Here is a 19,748-nt window from a genome sequence, read left to right as displayed (position 1 = left end):
GGCCGGTCGCCTTACCTTCGGCGTAATCGACACCTCCGGGGCGCCCGGGCAAGCTGATCCCCATGAACACCACCGCCGCTGACACCGCCGCTGACGCCACCCGGGCCGCCGTCCAGAAGTTCTTCGACCTCCGCATCGCCGGGGACACCGAGGGGCTCACCGCGCTCTTCGCCGACGAGGTCGACTGGCTGCTCGCCGAGAACCCGGTCGTGCCCTGGATACGCCCCCGCACCACCGCCGCCGACTGCGCCGTCCAGGCCGACGACATGGCCGAGCACACGGTGCCGGAGGACGCCAAGGTCTCCATCGACACGATCCTCGTCGACGGTCACGACGCCGTCCTGATGGGCCACCTGGCGGGCACCGTCCGCGCGACCGGCAAGTCCTTCGAGGGCCCCTTCGCCCTCCGCCTCACCGTCGAGAACGGCCGCATCACCCGCCACCACCTCTACGAGAACAGCCTCTCGGTCGCCGCGGCCTGCACCCCCTGACGCCCCCGCACGCGAGCGGGCCCCTGTCCGAGGACAGGGGCCCGCTCGCGACTGGCTGTGCGGTACGGCTACTTCTTGCCCTGGTTCTTCACGGCCTCGATGGCCGCCTGGGCGGCGGTCGGGTCGAGGTAGGTGCCGCCCTTTTTGAGCGGGTGGAAGTCGGCGTCCAGCTCGTAGGCCAGGGGGATGCCGGTGGGGATGTTCAGGCCTGAGATGTCCTCGTCGGAGATGCCGTCGAGGTGCTTGACCAGGCCGCGGAGCGAGTTGCCGTGGGCGGCGACCAGGACGGTGCGGCCCGCGAGGAGGTCCGGGATGATGCCGTCGTACCAGTACGGCAGCATCCGCTCGACGACGTCCTTGAGGCACTCGGTGCGGGGGCGCAGCTCGCTGGGGATGTTCGCGTAGCGCGGGTCGCCGCTCTGGGAGAACTCGGCGCCGTCGGCGAGCTCCGGCGGCGGGGTGTCGTACGAGCGGCGCCAGAGCATGAACTGCTCCTCGCCGAACTCGGCCAGGGTCTGGGCCTTGTCCTTGCCCTGGAGGGCGCCGTAATGGCGCTCGTTCAGGCGCCAGCTGCGGTGGACCGGGATCCAGTGGCGGTCGGCGGACTCCAGGGAGAGCTGGGCTGTGCGGATCGCGCGCTTCTGCACCGAGGTGTGGACGACGTCGGGCAGCAGGCCGGCGTCCTTCAGCAGCTCTCCGCCGCGGACCGCCTCCTTCTCGCCCTTCTCGGTGAGGTTCACGTCCACCCAGCCGGTGAACAGGTTCTTCGCGTTCCACTCGCTCTCGCCGTGGCGGAGGAGGATCAGCTTGTACGGTGCGTCGGCCATGCCTTCGAGCGTACTGGGTGTGGTGCGCGCCGGTGTCCGGGCCACCCGCTGTGGTCCCCGCACACATGGGTGGGGCGGGGATTCCTTTCTACGGTCCGCGGTATGACCTCCTCCCCACCGGATTCCCGCTCGCTGCGCCGCGTCGTCGCCGCCAGCCTCGTCGGCACCACGATCGAGTGGTACGACTTCTTCCTCTACGGCTCGGCCGCGGCGCTGGTCTTCAACAAGCTGTTCTTCCCCGACTCCGATCCGCTCGTCGGCACCCTGCTGTCGTTCCTGACCTACGCCGTGGGCTTCGCGGCGCGGCCGGTCGGCGCGCTCGTCTTCGGGCACTACGGCGACCGGATCGGCCGGAAGAAGCTGCTGGTGGTCAGCCTGCTGATGATGGGCGGCGCGACGTTCGCGATCGGCCTGCTGCCGACCCACGCGACGGTGGGCGGGCTCGCGCCCGTACTGCTGACGACGCTGCGCCTCGTGCAGGGCTTCGCGCTGGGCGGCGAGTGGGGCGGCGCCGTGCTGCTGGTCTCCGAGCACGGGGACGCGCGGCGGCGCGGCTTCTGGGCCTCGTGGCCGCAGACGGGCGCGCCCGCCGGGCAGCTGCTGGCCACGGCCGTACTGGCGGTGCTGACCGCGCTGCTGTCGGACGCGGCGTTCGAGAGCTGGGGCTGGCGTGTGCCGTTCCTGCTCTCCGGCGTGCTGGTGCTGCTCGGGCTCTGGATACGGCTGGCCGTGGACGAGTCCCCGGTCTTCAAGGCGGCCCGGGCCCGTGAGGAGGCCCGGAAGAAGGAGAGGGACACGGCCGCCGAGGAGATGCCGCTGCTCGCCGTGCTGCGGCACCACTGGCGCGACGTGCTGGTCGCGATGGGCGCGCGGATGGCGGAGAACATCAGCTTCTACGTGCTGACCGCGTTCATCCTCGTCTACGCCACCGACCACCTCGACCTCTCCCAGCAGACCGCGCTCAACGCCGTCCTCATCGCCTCCGCCGTGCACTTCGCCGTCATCCCGATGTGGGGCGCGCTCTCCGACCGGGTGGGGCGGCGGCCCGTCTATCTGCTCGGGGCCGTGGGCGTGGGGGCGTGGATCTTCCCGTACTTCGCGCTGCTCGACTCCAAGAGCTTCGGGTCGATGGTGCTCGCGACGACCGTCGGGCTGGTGCTGCACGGGGCGATGTACGCGCCCCAGGCCGCCTTCTTCTCGGAGCTGTTCGCGACGCGGATGCGGTACTCGGGGGCTTCGATCGGGGCGCAGTTCTCCTCCGTCGCCGCCGGGGCGCCCGCGCCGATGATCGCGACGGCGCTGCTCGCCGAGTACGACGGGCCCGCGATGGTCGGGGTGTACGTGATCGCCGCCGCGCTGCTCACGGTCCTGGCCCTCGCGTGCGCAAAGGAGACGCGGTTCCGGGACCTGGACTCGGTGGGCGCCGATGAGCCCGCGGACGGGCCCGTCGACGAGACCTCAGCCGGTGAGCGTGCCCGTAAGGCGGTGCAGCCGTAGCGCGAGCTGGATCTCCAGCGCGCGGGCAGGGGACTGCCAGTCGTCGCCCAGCAGCCTGGCCACCCGGTCGAGCCGCTGGGCGACGGTGTTCACGTGGACGTGCAGCAGGTCCTTGGCCCGTACGGGGCTCATGGCGCTGGTGAAGTAGGCGTCCAGGGTCGCGACCAGTTCGGTGCCGCGCCGCGCGTCGTAGTCGAGGACCGGGCCGATGGTGCGGCGCACGAAGCCGCCGACGTCGCGCCCGTCGGTGAGCAGCATCCCGAGGAAGCCCAGGTCGTCGGCGGCGGCGCCCTCGCCCGTACGGCCGAGGCGGACCAGCGCGTCCAGGCAGCGCAGCGCCTCCGGGTACGCGGCGGCCACCGCGCCCGGCTCGGCGGCGGGCGCGGCGACGGGGGCCGAGGCGCCGACGGTGACGGGCGCGGCGAGGGCCGTGCCGAGCTGGACGGCGACCTGGCGGGCGAGGCGGGACACCTCCTCGGGCGAGTCCCCCGAGGGCAGCAGCAGGACCGTGCCGCCGTCGCGGGCCGCGGCCAGGCCGTGCCGGGTGGCGGCCAGGTGGGAGGCGGCCGACCAGAGGCGCTGCCGGTCGGCGGGGTCGGCCGCGTCGAGGCGGGCGGCGAGGACGGTGTGCGCGGTGTCGAGGTCGGCGTCGACGCGGGAGGCCCGTTCGCGCAGCAGGCGCGGGTCGCGCTTGGAGGCGTCCAGCAGGTCGTCGAGCAGTTCGCCCCGTACGCGGTGCTCGGCCTCCCCGGCGGAGCGGCGGGCGAGCTGGAGGAGCGAGGTGACCATCGCGGCGCGCTCCAGGGTGCGCTGGTCGACGGGGGCGAGGTCGGCGTGGCCGTGCAGGACGAGGGCGCCCAGCAGTTCGCCGCTCGCGGAGACGGCGGCGATCCAGGTGTCGCCCTCGCGCACCGCGTGCCCGTCGCGCCGGGAACGCTCGACGGGCCCGGCCCAGGCCGCGCCCGGGGACTCCGTGAACTCGGTGAACTCGACGTGGCCGCCCAGCACCTCGGCGAGCGCCGTGGCGACCTCGGTGACGCCGCCGCCGCGCAGCACCAGCTCGGTGAGGCGGTCGTGCACGTCACCGGCGCGCTGGATGGTCCCGTTGGCGGCGCGCAGCCCGGAGAGGGCCTGCCGGGTCTCGGTGAGCAGGCGCGCGTTGTCGATCGCGACGGCCGCGTGCGCGGCGAACGAGCGCAGCAGCGCGATCTGTTCGGGCTCGAAGACCCGTGCCCTGCGGTCGGCCGCGTAGAGCACGCCGATGACCTCGCGCCCGCGCAGCAGCAGCGGCACGCCGAGGATCGCGATCAGGCCCTCCTCGCCGACGGCGGTGTCGATGAGGTCGGTGTGCTGGAAGCGGGCGTCGCGCGGGTAGTCGTCGCTGACGTACGGGCGGGCCGTCTGCGCGACGAGGCCGCCCAGCCCCTCCCCCATGCCGAGCCGGAGCTGCTGGAAGCGGGCGGAGACGGAGCCGTCGGTGACCCGCATGTAGGTGTCGCCGCGCTCGGGGTCGGTCAGCGTCATGTACGCGACCTCGGTACGCAGCAGGGCGCGGGCGCGGCGCACGATCGCCCGCAGCACATCGTCCAGGTCGCGCAGCCCCGCGAGGTCGTGCACGGTCTCGAAGAGCGCCGTCAGCTCGGCCTCCCGGCGCCGCGTGCCCTCCAGTTCGGCGCGGAGCGCGCGGCAGCCCGAGCAGTCGTGGTCGGGGACGTCGTTCATGGGCACGGACACATGATCAGTGCGCGGTCCAGGCGCCGTCGAGGGGCAGTGAGGCGCCGGTGACGAACGACGCCTCGGGCGCGCACAGATACGCGACCGCCTCGGCGACCTCCTCCGGCTCCAGCAGCCGCTTCAGCGCGGAGTCCGCGAGCATCACGTCGGTGACCACGCGCTCCGGCGTGATCCCGTGCGCCGCCGCCTGGTCGGCGATCTGCCGCTCGACCAGGGGCGTACGGACGTAGGCGGGGCTCACGCAGTTCGAGGTCACGCCGTGCGGGGCGCCCTCCAGCGCGGTGACCTTGGAGAGCCCTTCGAGCCCGTGCTTGGCCGCGACGTACGCCGCCTTGTACGCGGAGGCGCGCAGGCCGTGCACGGAGGAGAGGTGGACGACGCGGCCCCAGCCCCGCCCGTACATCCCCGGCAGCGCGCCCCGGGTCAGCCGGAACGGCGCCTCCAGCATCAGCGTGAGCATGGCCCGGAAGACCTCGGGCGGGAACTCCTCCAGGGGGCGTACGAGCTGGGTGCCCGCGCCGTTGACGAGCACGTCGGTGCCGTGGGCGGCGTCCTCCGCGGCGTCCAGCCCGTCCGGCGCGGTGAGGTCGAGCGGGAACGGCTCGACCGCGCCCGTGCCCTCGGCCTCCCGCAGCTCCTTCAGGCCCCGCTCGTCGCGGTCGACGGCGCGGACCGTGGCGCCCGCGGCGGCGAGGCGCAGCGCGCAGGCGCGGCCGATGCCGCTGGCGGCGCCGGTGACGAGCGCGGTACGGCCGGAGAGGTCGAGGCGGACGGAGCGCGGGACGGAGAGGGGAGCGGGCAGGGCAGGCGGGACGGGCGCGTCAGGCGTCATACGGCCAACCTAGGCAGCGCGGAGGCCTCCCCCGATGTGCCCGGCGGCCACTCTTCAGCCCTCGGGGGTGTGCCCGAGGTACACGCGCGCGGCGTCGGCCGTCAGGCGGGCGCTGCCGGGCGCGAGCAGCACCGAGTAGTGGTTGGTGCCGTCGAGCCTGCGGGCCGTGACCCGGGCCGGGTCGAGCCCGGCGGCGGCGATCCGCCCCTCGTCGTACAGCCCCTGGGGCTCGTCCAGCATGCCGCGCTCGGCCCACAGCAGCGTCGCGGGCGGGCCCGGCCGGTGCAGCGCGCCGAGGGTCTCGGGGTCGGCCAGCACATCGGCGCCGTCCGCGCGCACGGCCTCGACCACGCAGCTGCTGCGCAGCTCGGGCGGGGTGCCGACGAGGTCCCGGTCGAAGTGCGCACGGATGCTCTCGTTCCACAGGGGGCGGAGCGCCGGGTGCTCGGCGAAGAAGCCCGCGTAGCTGTCGCGGTCCGGGAAGGTCATGGACAGGCGGCGCATGGCGGGGCCGATGACGGCCTCCAGCAGGGCGTCGATCCCGGCGCCCTCGTCCGTCTCGGGCGGCGGGAAGCCGAGCCCGCCGTCGACCAGGACGGTGGCCGCGACGCGGTCGGGATGCCGCGCTGCGGCGAGCGCGGCGACGAAGGCGCCCATGGAGTGCCCCACCAGCACGGCCCGTTCGCGCCCGATGTGGTCGAGCAGCGCGATCACGTCGGCCACGTGCGCCCCCAGCCCGTACGGCCCCGGGAGCGCGGCGCTCTCCGCGCGGCCACGCAGGTCCGGCGCGTACAGCCCCGGCACGTACGGCCCCGGCCCGTCGCCGAGGGCATCCGCCAGGGGCGCGAACATGTGTCCGTTCGCGGTGATGCCGTGCAGGGCGACGAGCACGGGCCCGTCGGCGGGACCCTCGGCCCCCGCCCAGTGCGCGACGGAGAGGTCACCGCCCCGGACGGGGACGGCGAACTGGTGTGGTGATCGGCGGCGCTCACTCATCCGGCCAGTATGAACGTCGCCTCCGACAGCGCGCCCCGCAATGTGGCCCCCGCACATCCGCGCCCCAACCGTCGTGGCGCGACGGCCCGTTCGGCCGGTGGGGCGCGCCGCCCTACGGTACGGCGGTCCCTCCACCCCCACACCGGAAGGAGCCCCCGCATGCGAGCCGTACCGCGCACGACGGCCCTGCTGCTGACGACTCTCACGCTCGCCACGACAGTCACAGCGGTGAACGCGGCCGAGGCCCCGAAGGCGGCCCTCGAACGGATCTCCGACTTCGGCGCGAACCCCGGCGCCCTCTCGATGTACCGCTACGTGCCCGACGGCCTCGCCGAGAACCGTCCCGTCGTGGTCGTCCTGCACGGCTGCACGCAGGACGCGGCGACGTACTTCGACGGCGCGGGCTGGAAGAAGTTCGCCGACGAACGCGGCTTCGCCGTCGTCGCGCCGCAGCAGGAGACGGCGAACAACGCGAACAAGTGCTTCAACTGGTTCCAGTCCGGCGACACCGCGCGCGGCAAGGGCGAGGCCGCCTCGGTGCAGCAGATGGTCGACCACACCGTCCAGAGCCTGAAGGCCGACAAGTCCCGCGTCTACGTGACAGGTCTGTCGGCGGGCGGCGGCATGACCTCGGCGCTCCTCGCCTCGTACCCGGACACGTACGCGGGCGGCGCGGTCGTCGCGGGCATCCCGCACGGCTGCGCGACCTCGGTCGTCGGGGCGTTCACCTGCATGAATCCCGGCGTGGACAAGTCCCCGGCCGCCTGGGGCGACCTCGTACGGAATGCGCACCCGGGGTACGAGGGGCGGCGCCCCACCGTCTCCGTCTGGCACGGCACGGCCGACACCACCGTCGCGCCCGCCAACGCCACCGAGTCGGTCGACCAGTGGACCGACGTCCTCGGCGCCGACCAGAAGCCTGACGCGACCCACGACCTCCCCGGGGGCACCACCCAGTCCGACCACCAGGACGCCGACGGCACCACGGTCGTACGCGACTACCGGGTGGAGGGCATGACCCACGGCACCCCGGTCAAGCCCTCCGAGGGCTGCGGCAAGGCGGGCGCGCACTTCCTCGACACCCTCTGCTCCAGCGCGTACATCACGCGCGACTGGGGTCTCACATGATGGATTGACGGCGCCCGTCAATCCGATGGCGTTCCCCCTGGTCCGTGCGTAATTTACGCAGCAGCTGACCGCCACTTACATTCCATGATCCACGGCGTCCCAGGGGGAGCACCATGGCCACCGCGCACCTGTCCTTGAGCGGGCTCAGACGGAGCCTGTCGGAGAGTGTGGGCGGCATGCCGCGCGCGTTCTGGTGGCTGTGGACGAGCACGCTCGTCAACCGGCTGGGCGCCTTCGTGTCGACCTTCCTGGCGCTGTACCTGACCATCGAGCGAGGCTACTCGGCCTCGTACGCGGGACTCGTCGGCGCGCTCTACGGGGCGGGCGGGGTCGTCTCCTCGATCGGGGCCGGGGTGCTGACCGACCGGCTGGGGCGGCGGCCCACGCTGCTGCTCGCGCAGCTGTCGACGGCGGCCTCGGTGGCGGCGCTGAGCCTGATGACGCACCCGGTGGCGATCGCGGCCGTGGCGGCGCTCGTCGGGATGTCCAGCAACGCCTCGCGGCCCGCCGTGCAGGCGATGATCGCGGACATGGTCGCGCCCGGGGACCGGGTGCGGGCGTTCGCGCTCAACTACTGGGCGATCAATCTGGGCTTCGCGGTCTCCTCGACGGCAGCCGGGCTGATCGCGCAGTACAGCTACCACCTGCTCTTCTTCACCGAGTCGGCGATGGTGCTGGCCTGCGCGATCCTCGTCTTCGTCAAGATCCCGGAGTCGCGCCCGGACCGCTCGGCCGTGCCGCTCGCGGGCGAGAAGCAGGACGACCGGCGGGTGTCGATGGGAACGGTGCTGCGCGACGGCCGTTTCATGACGGTCGTCGCGCTGAGCCTGCTCGTCGCCACGCTCATCCAGCAGGCCTTCGTCGCGCTCCCCGTCGCCATGGGCCGCCAGGGCTTCTCCAGCAGCGACTTCGGCATGGCCATCGCCGTCAACGGGGTGCTGATCGTCCTCATCCAGCTCCCCGTCACCCGGCTCATCGAGAAGCGCGAACCGGGCGGGGTGCTGGTGGTCTCCTCGCTGCTGGTCGGCTTCGGCTTCGGACTCAACGCCTTCGCCGACACGGTGCCGTTCTTCGTCTTCGCCGTCCTCGTCTGGACGGTCGGCGAGGTCATCAACACCCCGACCCAGATGGGGCTCGTCGTGCGGCTCTCGCCGGTGCACGGCAGGGGGCGCTACCAGGGCATGTACAGCATGTCCTGGGCGGCGGCGAACCTCAGCGCCCCGCTGGCGGGCGGCTTCGTGATCGACCGCTTCGGCGCGGACACGCTGTGGACGGCCAGCGCCGTGATCGGCGTGATCGCCGCACTCGGGTACGCGCTGCTGCTGCGGCGGCTCGGGAACGAGGAGACGGCACCCGTCGCCGCCGCTCCCGCCGCCCCCGCGGAGGTCACAGAGTCCGCTGCGCCTCGTACAGATTCCGTGGCCTGACGCCGCCCGGATCGCCGTACGACTCGGCCCGCGCGCCCAGTTCGCCCGCGAAGTCCGGCTCGTCGATCTGGTCGAACTCGCGGACCTCGCTGATGCCGACGGTCGCGCTGCGCGGCGCGATCCCGTCGATCTTCACGCAGCCCGCGCGCTCGTTGGTGACGGTGACGTTCCAGTGGGTGAACCGCGCTCCGTAGAGCGGCCCGGCGGAGGCGTCGCCGCCGTGCCGCCCGTCGTTGTGGACGGTGATCTCCGTACGGACGTTGGCGAACGGCATGCCCCGGTGCGTGTCGAAGGTGCCCGTCTCCATCGTGCCGCGCGACCAGACGTTGTGGCTGCTGAGCCCCTCCACGTTGATGCCGTGCAGCTGGGTGCCGGGAGGGGCGGGGACGGTGCGGCGGTCGACACGGAAGTCCTCCACGAGGTTGTCGTGCGAGCCCTCCCGGCAGAAGTACGGGTGGTGACTGCCCCGTCCGGAGACCCGGGTGCGGCGCAGGGTGCAGGCGGAGGCGGCGACGAGCCCGAAGCCGTTGTCGGCGTTGACGACGCGCACGTCCTCCACGCGGCAGTCGTACGCGCACTGCAGCGCGACGCCGTTGTACCCCTTGTCCAGCAGGTGCGGCGACTGCTCCGTCTCCTCGAACGCGACGGTCAGCCCCGTGACGGCCGACCGCTCCACCGGGCGGACGAGGGTGGTGAGTTCGGGCCGCCACTCCGTACGCGCGTCGAGCGGCAGGGGCCGCTCCAGCCGTACGTCGTTCCCCTTGACCTCTTCGATCCGTACGGGCCACTCGTACGGGACGTAGCTGACGAGTTTCGTCTTGTCGGACCAGGAGTAGCCGGCCGCTCCGGGGACGTCGCCCGCCATGTGCCGGAGCAGGGTGTGGTCGGCGTCGTCGGAGAGGCGCAGCAGGACGAGCTGACCGGGGCGGAGGGCGGCGGGGTCGGACACGCGTACGCTCCAGTCACCGCGCCTGCCTTCTGTGAGTGCGGTGAGGGCCCGCCACTCGTCCCGCGCGTTCCCGGTCCAGCCCTCGAACGGCCACTCCTTCGCCCGTATCGCGCCGGTGAGGCTCTTCCAGCGCGCGTCCGGGCAGACCCAGACGAGCCCGCCCGCCCATGACCAGGACGACTTGTCGCCGCCGTAACGGCTGCCGTACGGGCCGATCAGCTCGGTGAGGCTGCGGGTCGGGCGCAGCGTCGTACGGGCGCTGCCCGCGCCGCGCAGGGTGACGCCGCTGTGGGCGATCCGTAGGACGTCCCCGATCTCGTACGTCTTGGGCTCCAGCGTGACGGTGCCGCCGCCTGCCTCGCCCGCCTCCCGCAACGCCCGGTTGATCGCGGGCGCGGCGTCCCCCTTGCCGGGGTGGCGCACGACGATGGTCGGCCCGCGCCCCGCCTTCTGGCGGGCGCCGGCTCGGCCTATGTAGGGGATCTGCGGGTGCGTGTACGGGTGGGCCGTGAACTCTTGCCAGAGGGACGATCGGGCGGTGGCCGTCGCCGTTCCGGCGAGGGTCGCACCGGCCGTGGCGATGGCCGTACCGAGTGCTTGCCTGCGCGTGAGTGCCATGAGCTCGCCTTTCATGAATATGAACTGCGTTCATGTAGTAGGCCGTTGCCGCAGCATCCCACGCAGGACACAACCGCACCAGGGCTTGCCCCTTTGCCCTCAGGGGCGCGGGCACGCCGGGTTCAAGACTTTTGGGCTTGCCCATTAAGGGGCGCGGGGAACTGCGCGCCCAGCCACGACGCACTCGCACCCCGCGAAGCACAGCCCGGGGCACCCCGAACCCGGCCCTTGCACCGACGCACCCGGCGTGGGGGGCTGCGCTTGCCAACCCTGCGCCTTGCGCAGACTTCCCAAGCACAGCGAGGGAGGAGCGAAGATGTGCCCCGTTAGGGGCGCGGGGAACTGCGCGACAAGCCACGACGCGGCGGCAGCCCGCGAAGCACAGCCCGGGGCAGCCCCTGCTCGGCGAAGGCCTACCCGGCGTCCGAAGGAGACGCGGCGTTGGTCAGGTGGGTGAACGCGGCGAGGTTTCGGGTGGATTCTCCGCGTGACGTACGCCACGCGTACTCCCGCTTGATGGAGGTCGCGAAGCCCATCTCCAGAAGGGTGTTGAAGGAGCCGTCGGCGTTCTCCAGGACGCTGCCCAGGAGCCGGTCCACTTCATCAGGGGTGACCGCGGCGAGCGGGAGGCGGGCGACGAGGTAGATGTCGCCCATGCGGTCCACCGCGTAACTCACCCCGTACAGCCGGGTGTTCCGCTCAAGGAGCCAGCGGTGGACCGCCGCGTGGTTCTCGTCGGGGTTGCGGACCACGAAGGCGTTGACCGAGAGGGAGTGGGCGCCGACCGAGAGGGCGCAGGTCGTGGAGAGTTTGCGGGTGCCCGGCAGGGTGACCACGTACGTGCCCTCGGACGGGTGTTCCCACTCCAGGTCCGCGTCCTCCAGCGTCCGTTCGATCGCCTCGCATGCCCCGGCGTACGCCGGGTCCTTCCCCTCAGCCATGGAGCCCATGGAGCGATCGTAGGCGACGGCGCCGTTCGTGCATCGCGGCGGCGTAGACCTCCGCCGTGGCGGACGCGGCGGCGCCCCAGCCGAAGCCCTGCGCGTGCCGGGCGGCGGCCTCGCCGAGGCGGGGCGCGAGGTGCGGGTCGGCGGCGAAGCGGCGCAGCGCCCGCGCGTACGGGGCGGGATCGTGGCCCGCGACCAGGTATCCGCTGACGCCGTCCCGGACGACGACCGGCAGGCCGCCGACCGCCGCCGCGACGACGGGCGTGCCGCAGGCCTGCGCCTCGGCGGCGACGAGGCCGAAGGACTCGCTGTAGGAGGGCATGACCAGGACGGACGCCGCGCGGTACCAGTCGGCGAGCTGCTCCTGGCCGACCGGCGGGCGGAAGCTGACCAGGTCGGCGATGCCGAGCTTCGCGGCGAGCTTCTGGAGCCCCTCCGGTTTGGCGAGGCCGCTGCCGCTGGGGCCGCCGACGACGGGGACGACCAGCCGGGAGCGGAGCGAGGGGTCCTCGTCGACGAGCAGGGCGACGGCGCGCAGCAGCACGTCGGGCGCCTTGAGCGGCTGGATGCGCCCGGCGAAGAGCGGGATCAGCGCGTCCTGGGGGAGGCCGAGGCGGTGCCGCGCGGCGGCGCGGCCGTCGGCCTGGCGGAAGCGGTCGAGGTTGACGCCGGGGTGCACGACGGCCGTGCCGGAGGGCTCGGCGCCGTAGTGGAAGGCCAGCTCGCCGGCCTCCTCCTCGGTGTTGGCGATGAGCCGGTCGGCGGCGCGCACGATCTGCGTCTCGCCGATGACGCGCGCGGCGGGTTCGGGGGTGTCGCCGTCGGCCAGGGCGGCGTTCTTGACCTTGGCCATGGTGTGCATGGCGTGGACGAGGGGGACGCCCCAGCGCTCGGCGGCGAGCCAGCCGACGTGGCCGGAGAGCCAGTAGTGGGAGTGCACCAGGTCGTAGTAGCCGGGGCGGTGGCCCGCCCAGACCTGCATCACGCCGTGGGTGAACGCGCAGAGCTGCGCGGGAAGTTCCTCCTTGGCCAGTCCCTCGTACGGGCCCGCGTCGATGTGCCGGACGAGGACGCCGGGCGCCAGTTCGACGCTGGGCGCGAGGGCGCCCGTGGTGGCGCGGGTGAAGATCTCGACCTCGGTGCCCTGCGCGGCGAGCTGCCTGGCCAGCTCCACGATGTAGACGTTCATGCCGCCCGCGTCGCCGGTGCCCGGCTGATGGAGCGGAGAGGTGTGCACGCTGAACATGGCCACGCGGCGCGGCCGGCGGGGGCCGGGGAGCCGCAGGAAGGGCTGTCGGGGCGCGCGCTCTGACCGGGCACGCCGCTGGCCGAGCCGGGACACTGACTGGCTCACGGTGCCGTTGCCTCCTCCGATCGGGGCGGGGCGTGTGAACGGCCCTCGACGTACAACAGCGGAAGGGTTGCTTCCCATTTCCACTTTGCCAAATCTTGACATCGCGTAGGGCGCGGCGCCTGGCCGTACCCTCGTGACATGCCCGCCCGCACGCCGCCTCCGCCTGCCGCCCGGCGGCCCGTGGGGACGGTGACGCGCGGGACGACCAACCCCAACCGGCTGCGCCGCATGGACCGCTGGATCGCCGCCGTCCACGCCCCCGCGCTGCGCCGCGCCGACGCGCCGCCGGTCGCCGTGGACCTCGGGTACGGGGCCGCGCCGTGGACGGCCGTCGAGCTGCTGGCCCGGCTGCGCACGGTCCGCGCGGACGTGCGGGTCCACGGCGTCGAGATCGACCCGGAGCGCGTCGCGGCGGCCCTCCCCTACGTCCGCGAGGGGCTGCGCTTCACGCGCGGCGGCTTCGAGGTGCCGCTGCCGGACGGGGAGCGCCCGCTGCTGATCCGCGCGGCGAACGTGCTGCGGCAGTACGAGGAGCACGAGGTGCAGCGCGTGTGGGACCGGCTGCGCGCCCGGCTCGCGCCGGACGGGCTGCTGGTCGAGGGGACCTGCGACGAGATCGGCCGCCGCCACGTCTGGGTGGCGCTCGGCCCCGAGGGCCCGCGCACGGTCACCTTCGCCGCGCGCCTGGGCTCGCTGGGCGCGCCCTCGGATCTCGCGGAGCGGCTGCCCAAGGCGCTGATCCACCGCAACGTCCCGGGGGAGCCGGTGCACGCCTTCCTGCGCGACTTCGACCGCGCGTGGGCCGCGGCGGCGCCGTACGCCTCGCTCGGCGCGCGGCAGCGCTGGGTCCGGGCCGTGCGGGCGCTGGCCGGGGAGTGGCCGGTGGCGGACGGGGTCCGGCGCTGGCGGCAGGGCGAGGTCACGGTGCGCTGGGAGGCGCTGGCACCGCGCTGACCACGGGCGCCAGGGTCAGGTAGAACACGTGTCCAGAATTTCACACATGAGTGCATTCATGTGTTATACGCATTCGGCCCACAGAGCCTGACCGACCCCGTTATGCTCGCTGTCGCGCAGCGAGTTGTGAGGGTTACAGCACGTGACCGGTGATGCTGTGACGCCACTCGTCGCACGTGGGCTCGGGAGTCCTGGGACCCGGCTCCGCGCGTGCAACGCCGAGGGAGCGCGCCACTGTCAGGCGTGGGTGAGTACGGCCGGACGGTCGTCGCTCTCGTTCATATCCCCGTCTCCCCGGCGCTCGTATGTGCCGTGCACAACGCCCTGTCCCCTTTCATTAGCGCTCTGAGGATGCCGATGGTTAGTGCTGATTCGCCACCCGGAGAGCCGAGGTCCGCCTCCGTCACGGGGTGGCTGCTGCCGCCCGTGTTCCTGGCCCTGGGTACGGCCGTGACGATGTTGCTGGCGCCCTCGGAAGTTCGTCCCCATGTTGCCTGGATCGGCGGTGCCGCGACCGTCGCGGTGGCCGCCGTGACCTGGGAAGCGGTGCGCCGAGGCCGCGAGCTGGCCGGGCTCCGACGGCGCTTCGCCGAGCGGGACGCCCTGCTGTGCCAGTACCTGAACGACCAGCAGGCCGAGACCGAACGGCTGGCGCGGAAGTCCCTGCCCGCCGCCATCGCCAAGCTCCAGCAGGGCATCCCGTTCGAGGAGTCCTCCAAGGGCACCGATGTCGTGTCCCGCGTCAGCCCCGGCTTCGAGGCGGCGCACAAAGAGGTGCTGCGCGCCACGCTGTACGCCGTGGAGACCGAGGAGAACCTGAAGGACTCCGCCCAGCGCGCGTTCGTCAACATCGCCCGCCGCGTCCAGGCCATCGTGCACCAACAGGCCTACGAGCTGCGGGAGCTGGAGGACAAGCACGGGAACGACCCGAACGTCTTCCACGACCTGCTGCGCCTCGACCACAGGACCGCGCTGATCGGGCGGCTCGCGGACAGCATCGCCGTCCTCGGCGGCGCCCGTCCCGGCCGCCAGTGGAAGAACGACATCCCGCTCTTCAACGTGCTGCGCGGCGCCATGTCCCGGATCACCGACTACTCGCGGGTGAACCTGCACTCCGTGGCCGAGGTCGGCATCACCGGGCCCGGCGTCGAGCCGCTGATCCACGCCGTGGCCGAGCTCCTGGACAACGCCACCCGGTACTCCCCGCCGGAGACCAAGGTCCATCTCACCGCCACCGAGGTCCAGAACGGCGTCGCCGTCGAGATCGAGGACGCGGGCGTCGGCCTCACCGACGAGGCCCGTCGCCGCGCCGAGGAGTCCCTCGCGCAGGCCACCACCCACGGCATCGACCTCGACGACCTGGGCGAGACGCCCCGGCTCGGCCTGGCCGTGGTCGGACGGCTCGCCCACACGAACCGCTACAAGATCGCCCTGCGCTCCTCGGCGTACGGCGGTGTCCGCGTCGTCCTGATCGTCCCCCCGGACGTCGTCTGCGTCACGCCGGTGCCCGGCGGCGACATCGCCAGGGCACAGGTCCTGCCTCCGCCGAAGCACATCCTCGACGCGCGCAGGCGCGCGGCCGAGGCGGCGGAGGCGGAGCCCGCGGCCACGGGCGCCGCCGGTGCCACCAGCGGCGCTCGCACCACCAACGGGCTCCCGCAGCGCAGGCGGCGCTCCCGCGCGGCCGTTCCCTCCATGCGGGAATGGCACGCGGCCGGGAACGCCGGGAGCACGGCCGGCTCCTCGTCCCACGAGTCGGCCGAGAAGCCCCCGCCGCCACCCGGCCTGTGGCTGGCCGCCTTCCACGAAGGGATCTCCGGCGAACCCGACATCGGGTCCTCGGCACCTCGTTCTCATGGCCCGAGCGATGAAGAGTCCGAGCAGTAACTGAGCCAGTACGTAAGGGTGAGTAAGCAAGTGGCGACAAAGCAGCGGCTCAATATGGACTGGATGCTTGAGGATCTCGCGTCCAGCGTTCCTCAGACCCGTCATGTCGTGGTGCTGTCCTCGGACGGCCTCTGCATGGCGCAGCACGGTACGGACGAGGACACCGCGGATCGTCTCGCCGCCGCCTGCGCCGGGCTCCAGAGTCTGTCGGCGGCCGTCGGCGCGGAATTCCCCCACGGCGACGGGAAGATGAAGCTCGTCGTCATCGAGGTCAACGGCGGCTTCTTCTACCTGATGGCCGCGGGCGCCGGAGCCTATCTGGCGGTCCTCGCCGACGACGACGTGGACGCGGGCCTGATGGGCCAGCGCATGCGGGACCTGGTGCTGCGGATCGGGCAGCACTTCACCAGCCCGCCCCGTGCCGATCAGCAGGTTCCATGAGCGATCCCGAACAGGAGAAGGGCCGGTCCTGGCGGGAGGAGGGCGGCCCCGAACGGCTCTATCTCCTCGCCGACGAGAAGAAGAAACCCGACGAGCACGTCCCCCTCGACGTGGTCTCGCTCATCCTGAGCCGGGGCGAGCCCAGCGCCAGCCTCCAGCCCGAGCAGGCGTCGATCGTCCAGATCTGCGAGTACCCGCTGTCCGTCGCCGAGCTCTCGGCCTATCTCAAGCTGCCCGTCAGCGTCGTCATGGTGATCCTCACGGAGCTGCTGACGGGCGGCCATGTCGAGGCCCGCGCTCCGGCCACCCAGAGCAAATCCCTGCCCGATATCCAACTGTTGGAGGCGGTGATGCATGGACTTCAGAATCTCTGAGCCCGTGGTCGGACCCCGGAGCGAGGACGTCCTCCCGCACACCGTGAACTCGGCGGTGAAGATCGTGGTCGTCGGCGGCTTCGGGGTCGGCAAGACCACCCTGGTCGGCTCGGTCAGCGAGATCCGCCCGCTGACCACCGAGGAGACGATGACGCAGGCCAGCGCGGGCGTCGACGACCTCGCCGGGATCGAGCGCAAGACCGAGACGACCGTGGCGATGGACTTCGGCCGGATCACCCTCAGCGAGGAGCTGGTGCTGTACCTGTTCGGCACCCCCGGGCAGCAGCGCTTCTGGTTCCTGTGGAACGGGCTCTTCCAGGGCTCCCTCGGCGCGGTCGTCCTGATCGACACCCGGCGGCTGGAGGACAGCTTCGACGTGATGGAGCGGCTGGAGGAGCGCGGCACGCCCTTCGTCGTCGCGCTCAACGCCTTCCCCGACGCGCCCTCGTACCCGGAGTCCGAGATCCGTACCGCGCTGGACATCCCCGAGGCCGTACCGGTGATCGACTGCGACGCCCGGGACCGTACGTCCAGCCGGGACACCCTGCTCACCCTCATCCGCTACCTGCACGCCCTCACCACCAAGACCCCGGAGCCACGGTGACTGCCTCCTTCTCCCCCCAGCCCCGCACCTCCGCACCGCCCCAGCCGCCCCCGGGGTGCCCGGCGCACTCCCACTTCGGGAGGGTCGACGACCTGGCGTGGCTGCTCGGTCCCGAGGCCTCGCGGGACCCCCTGGCCTGGTACGAGGACCTGCGCGCCAAGCACGGGCCCGTCGCGCCCATCCGGCTGGACGGGGACCTCCCGGCCTGGCTCGTCCTCGGCTACCGCGAGATCCTCGAAGTCTCCGGCACGACCACCCGGTTCAGCCGCGACTCCCGCATCTGGACCCCGTTCCGGGAGGGCCGGGTCCCGCCCGACTTCCCGCTGCTGCCGATGATGGCCTGGCAGCCGGTCTGCCTCTTCCTGGACGGTGAGGAGCGCAACCGGCTGCGGCTGGCGGTCACCGAGAGCCTGGACCGGTACCACCGCCGGGGGGTCCGGCGGCACGTCATCCGCTTCACCCGGGAGCTGGTCGCGAAGTTCGCCGAGCGGGGAGAGGCGGACCTCGCCGACGAGTTCGCCGAGCACCTGCCCATGCTCGTCCTCACACAGCTGCTGGGGATGCCCGACGACTACGGCCCCCGGCTGGTGAAGGCCAGCCGGGACATGGTGGCGGGCACCGAGACCTCGGTGGCCAGCAACGAGTTCATCGTCGAGACGCTCAAGCGGCACGTGCGGCGCAAGCGCGGCAGTCCCGGCCACGACATCACGTCCTGGCTGATCGACCACCGCTCCGGGCTGACCGACGAGGAAGTCTGGAACCACCTGCGGGTCATCCTCATCGCCGCGAACGAGACCACGGTCAACCTGCTCAAGAGCACCCTGCGCGTCGTGCTCACCGACCCCCGCTGCCACGCCTCGCTCGCCGGGGGGCAGATGGTCCTGCCCGACGTGGTGGAGCAGGTGCTGTGGACCGAGCCGCCGCTGATGACCGTGCCGGGGCGCTGGGCCGCCGTGGACACCGAGCTGGGCGGCCAGAAGATCGAGGCGGGCGACATGCTGCTGCTCAGCCTCGCCGCGGGGAACCAGGACCCGGCGATCCGGCCCGATCCCTCGGCGCCCCTGTTCGGGAACCGCTCGCACCTCGCCTTCAACAGCGGGCCGCAGGAGTGCCCCGGCCAGAACATCGGCCGTGCCATCGCCGACACCGGCATCGACACCCTGCTGGCGCTGCTGCCGGACACCTCGCTGAACATCTCCGAGACCGAGCTGACCTGGCAGTCGGGCTGGATGACGCGCCATCTCACCCGGCTCCCCGTGCGGTTCACCCCGCCCCGGTCCCTGCGCCTGGCCGACGAGGAGGAGGAGCCGGACCTCCAGCCCGCCACGGCGACCGCTTCGTCCGCCCCGCCCGCCCCCGCGGCTGCGGAGCCCCTGCCCACGGCGCCCACGCCGCCCGCCCACGCCCCGGCCGTCCCGCGCGGGCGCGTGCCGTGGTGGGACTCCCTCAAGTCCTGGCTACGCGGCTGACGACGCCGACGGTGAGGAGGCCCCGGTGAGCTCCGTGACCGCCCCCTCGATACGGTCCAGGGCCTCTTCCACGACCCCCCGGGACGTGGCGTAGCAGAGGCGGATGTTGCCCTCGGCTCCCGGACCGAACCACTCCGGTGTCCCGGCGACCACGGCCACCCGGGCCCTCTCCAGGAGGAATTCGCCCATCTCCCGGCTCGTGAGACCGGTGGCCGTCACGTCCGGGAAGAGCACGAACGTCCCGTCGGGGCGGGGGCACGTCAGGCCCGGCATCGCGTTCAGCCGGTCCACGCAGTAGTCCCGTATCCCGTGCAGATGGGCCAGGAAGGCGTCCTTCCACGCCCAGCCGTGGCGCAGCGCCGCCAGGGCTCCGGCCTGCGCGAGGGGGGTCAGGCTGTACGCGGCGCCCAGGTTCTGGAAGGTGCGCTGGAGCGCCGCCGCCTCCCGCGCGCCCGGGGCGATCACGAAGCCCATCCGCAGGCCCGGCAGCGCGAAGGACTTGGAGAGCCCCGTCACCGTGTAGACGCGCGGCGGGCGCGGGATGTCCAGGCTCGCGGTGCTCACATGCCGGGCGGGCGGGTAGACGATCTCGCTCCACACCTCGTCGGAGAGGATCGGCACCCCGTGCTCGGCCGCCGCCTCCGCCACGGCGCGCAGCGTCTCCTCGGGGAAGACCGTGCCCAGCGGATTGTGCGGGCTGCACAGGCATATGAGCGCGGTGCGCGGCGTGATCAGCGAGGCGAGCAGCTCCGGGTCGAGCCGTCCGGTGCGCTTGTCCATCGGACAGTGGACCCTGCGGGCGCCCGCCGCGTCGACGGCCTCGCCGAAGAGCAGGTCGACCGGGTCCAGCAGGACACACTCGTCGCCCTCCCCGCACAGCAGCCGCACCACGCCCCACAGCGCGGCGGCCGTGCCGGGGGTGAGGACCACACGCTCGGGCACCGTCCTGATCCCGTAGCGCGTCTCCGCCACGTCGGCGACCGTCTCCCGCAGCTCGTCGAGCCCCTCCGGCGACTCGTACGGGAAGTAGCCGTCGGCGACGGCGGAGACGATCGCGTCCTTGACGACGCGGGGCCCGGGGAAGTCGGGCTCCGCCGCCGTCAGCGGGATGACGCCGGGCGGGTAGGCGCCCCAGCGCATGTGGGAGCGGTCGCGCAGCAGATCCGGTCGGATCCGCGCGTCGTCGAAGAGCGATCCGGCGGTGTTCCGCAGCGACACG

General features: G+C 72.7%; 18 protein-coding genes. 10 read left to right on the top strand and 8 right to left on the bottom strand.

Features of this window, described 5'->3' with window-relative positions:
* The first annotated feature begins 62 nt into the window (after positions 1 to 62).
* Positions 63 to 491 carry a nuclear transport factor 2 family protein gene (locus ACGF3A_RS12445; protein WP_393728628.1) on the top strand — a complete coding sequence of 143 codons (429 nt, stop codon included), beginning with the start codon at positions 63 to 65 and terminating at the stop codon, positions 489 to 491.
* A 68-nt stretch (positions 492 to 559) separates the two neighbouring features.
* Here the strand turns inward: ACGF3A_RS12445 and ACGF3A_RS12440 are convergent, their stop codons facing one another.
* On the bottom strand, positions 560 to 1,318 hold the full coding sequence (locus ACGF3A_RS12440) for a phosphoglyceromutase (RefSeq protein WP_393728626.1): 759 nt from the start codon (positions 1,316 to 1,318) through the stop codon (positions 560 to 562).
* A 102-nt stretch (positions 1,319 to 1,420) separates the two neighbouring features.
* Here ACGF3A_RS12440 and ACGF3A_RS12435 point away from each other — a divergent pair, with 102 nt between their 5' ends.
* Positions 1,421 to 2,815 (top strand): MFS transporter, encoded by a 1,395-nt coding sequence (locus tag ACGF3A_RS12435; protein ID WP_393728624.1) that lies wholly within the window; start codon positions 1,421 to 1,423, stop codon positions 2,813 to 2,815.
* Here the strand turns inward: ACGF3A_RS12435 and ACGF3A_RS12430 are convergent.
* From ACGF3A_RS12430 to ACGF3A_RS12420, 3 genes are read right to left on the bottom strand one after another with little or no spacing between them, the layout of a single operon-like run.
* Positions 2,777 to 4,537 (bottom strand): helix-turn-helix domain-containing protein, encoded by a 1,761-nt coding sequence (locus ACGF3A_RS12430; protein WP_393729113.1) that lies wholly within the window; start codon positions 4,535 to 4,537, stop codon positions 2,777 to 2,779. The two genes, ACGF3A_RS12435 and ACGF3A_RS12430, sit on opposite strands and share 39 nt — an antisense overlap.
* Before the next feature lie 16 nt (positions 4,538 to 4,553).
* Positions 4,554 to 5,381, bottom strand: coding sequence for a 3-hydroxybutyrate dehydrogenase (locus ACGF3A_RS12425; RefSeq protein WP_393728623.1), 828 nt, complete (start codon positions 5,379 to 5,381; stop codon positions 4,554 to 4,556).
* Positions 5,382 to 5,435: 54 nt separating this feature from the next.
* The gene (locus tag ACGF3A_RS12420) at positions 5,436 to 6,377 is read right to left on the bottom strand and encodes an alpha/beta hydrolase (RefSeq protein ID WP_393728621.1); all 942 of its coding nucleotides are present in this window, start codon (positions 6,375 to 6,377) and stop codon (positions 5,436 to 5,438) included.
* Between the two features lie 159 nt (positions 6,378 to 6,536).
* Between ACGF3A_RS12420 and ACGF3A_RS12415 the strand changes: the two genes are divergently transcribed.
* Both ACGF3A_RS12415 and ACGF3A_RS12410 read left to right on the top strand, forming a co-directional pair.
* The gene (locus tag ACGF3A_RS12415) at positions 6,537 to 7,505 is read left to right on the top strand and encodes a PHB depolymerase family esterase (protein WP_393728619.1); all 969 of its coding nucleotides are present in this window, start codon (positions 6,537 to 6,539) and stop codon (positions 7,503 to 7,505) included.
* 113 nt (positions 7,506 to 7,618) lie between these two features.
* Entirely contained in the window at positions 7,619 to 8,932 is a 1,314-nt protein-coding gene (locus ACGF3A_RS12410; RefSeq protein WP_393728617.1) for an MDR family MFS transporter, read from the top strand.
* On the opposite strand, the gene ACGF3A_RS12405 is transcribed toward ACGF3A_RS12410, so the two are convergent.
* The 3 genes from ACGF3A_RS12405 to mshA all read right to left on the bottom strand — a co-directional run bounded on the left by ACGF3A_RS12405 (position 8,892) and on the right by mshA (position 12,800).
* A complete protein-coding gene (locus tag ACGF3A_RS12405) occupies positions 8,892 to 10,499 on the bottom strand; it encodes a hypothetical protein (protein WP_393728616.1) in 1,608 nt (535 codons plus the stop codon). The genes ACGF3A_RS12410 and ACGF3A_RS12405 overlap by 41 nt on opposite strands.
* 413 nt (positions 10,500 to 10,912) lie before the next feature.
* Entirely contained in the window at positions 10,913 to 11,440 is a 528-nt protein-coding gene (locus tag ACGF3A_RS12400; RefSeq protein ID WP_393729111.1) for a YbjN domain-containing protein, read from the bottom strand.
* Entirely contained in the window at positions 11,433 to 12,800 is a 1,368-nt protein-coding gene (mshA, locus tag ACGF3A_RS12395; RefSeq protein WP_393728614.1) for a D-inositol-3-phosphate glycosyltransferase, read from the bottom strand. The genes ACGF3A_RS12400 and mshA overlap by 8 nt, the downstream gene beginning before the upstream one ends.
* Positions 12,801 to 12,938: 138 nt before the next feature.
* Here mshA and ACGF3A_RS12390 point away from each other — a divergent pair, with 138 nt between their 5' ends.
* The 6 genes from ACGF3A_RS12390 (at position 12,939) to ACGF3A_RS12365 (ending at position 18,529) form a co-directional block, all read left to right on the top strand.
* Positions 12,939 to 13,754, top strand: coding sequence for a class I SAM-dependent methyltransferase (locus tag ACGF3A_RS12390; RefSeq protein WP_393728612.1), 816 nt, complete (start codon positions 12,939 to 12,941; stop codon positions 13,752 to 13,754).
* A 357-nt stretch (positions 13,755 to 14,111) separates the two neighbouring features.
* Positions 14,112 to 15,641, top strand: a complete 1,530-nt coding sequence (locus ACGF3A_RS12385) for a sensor histidine kinase (protein ID WP_393728610.1) — start codon at positions 14,112 to 14,114, stop codon at positions 15,639 to 15,641.
* 54 nt (positions 15,642 to 15,695) lie between these two features.
* Positions 15,696 to 16,082 (top strand): roadblock/LC7 domain-containing protein, encoded by a 387-nt coding sequence (locus ACGF3A_RS12380; protein WP_393728608.1) that lies wholly within the window; start codon positions 15,696 to 15,698, stop codon positions 16,080 to 16,082.
* Positions 16,079 to 16,456, top strand: coding sequence for a DUF742 domain-containing protein (locus ACGF3A_RS12375; protein ID WP_393728606.1), 378 nt, complete (start codon positions 16,079 to 16,081; stop codon positions 16,454 to 16,456). The genes ACGF3A_RS12380 and ACGF3A_RS12375 overlap by 4 nt, the downstream gene beginning before the upstream one ends.
* Entirely contained in the window at positions 16,437 to 17,060 is a 624-nt protein-coding gene (locus ACGF3A_RS12370; protein ID WP_393728604.1) for an ATP/GTP-binding protein, read from the top strand. The genes ACGF3A_RS12375 and ACGF3A_RS12370 overlap by 20 nt, the downstream gene beginning before the upstream one ends.
* Positions 17,057 to 18,529, top strand: a complete 1,473-nt coding sequence (locus ACGF3A_RS12365; protein WP_393728602.1) for a cytochrome P450 — start codon at positions 17,057 to 17,059, stop codon at positions 18,527 to 18,529. The genes ACGF3A_RS12370 and ACGF3A_RS12365 overlap by 4 nt, the downstream gene beginning before the upstream one ends.
* On the opposite strand, the gene ACGF3A_RS12360 is transcribed toward ACGF3A_RS12365, so the two are convergent.
* Positions 18,518 to 19,747, bottom strand: coding sequence for a pyridoxal phosphate-dependent aminotransferase (locus ACGF3A_RS12360; RefSeq protein ID WP_393728601.1), 1,230 nt, complete (start codon positions 19,745 to 19,747; stop codon positions 18,518 to 18,520). The two genes, ACGF3A_RS12365 and ACGF3A_RS12360, sit on opposite strands and share 12 nt — an antisense overlap.
* Position 19,748: the final 1 nt, after the last annotated feature.

The sequence above is a fragment of the Streptomyces sp. NPDC048172 genome (assembly GCF_043202595.1).
In the GTDB taxonomy this organism is placed as follows: domain Bacteria; phylum Actinomycetota; class Actinomycetes; order Streptomycetales; family Streptomycetaceae; genus Streptomyces.
Note: the sequence above shows the minus strand (reverse complement) of the source record. Positions and strands in the feature narration are given on the sequence as shown.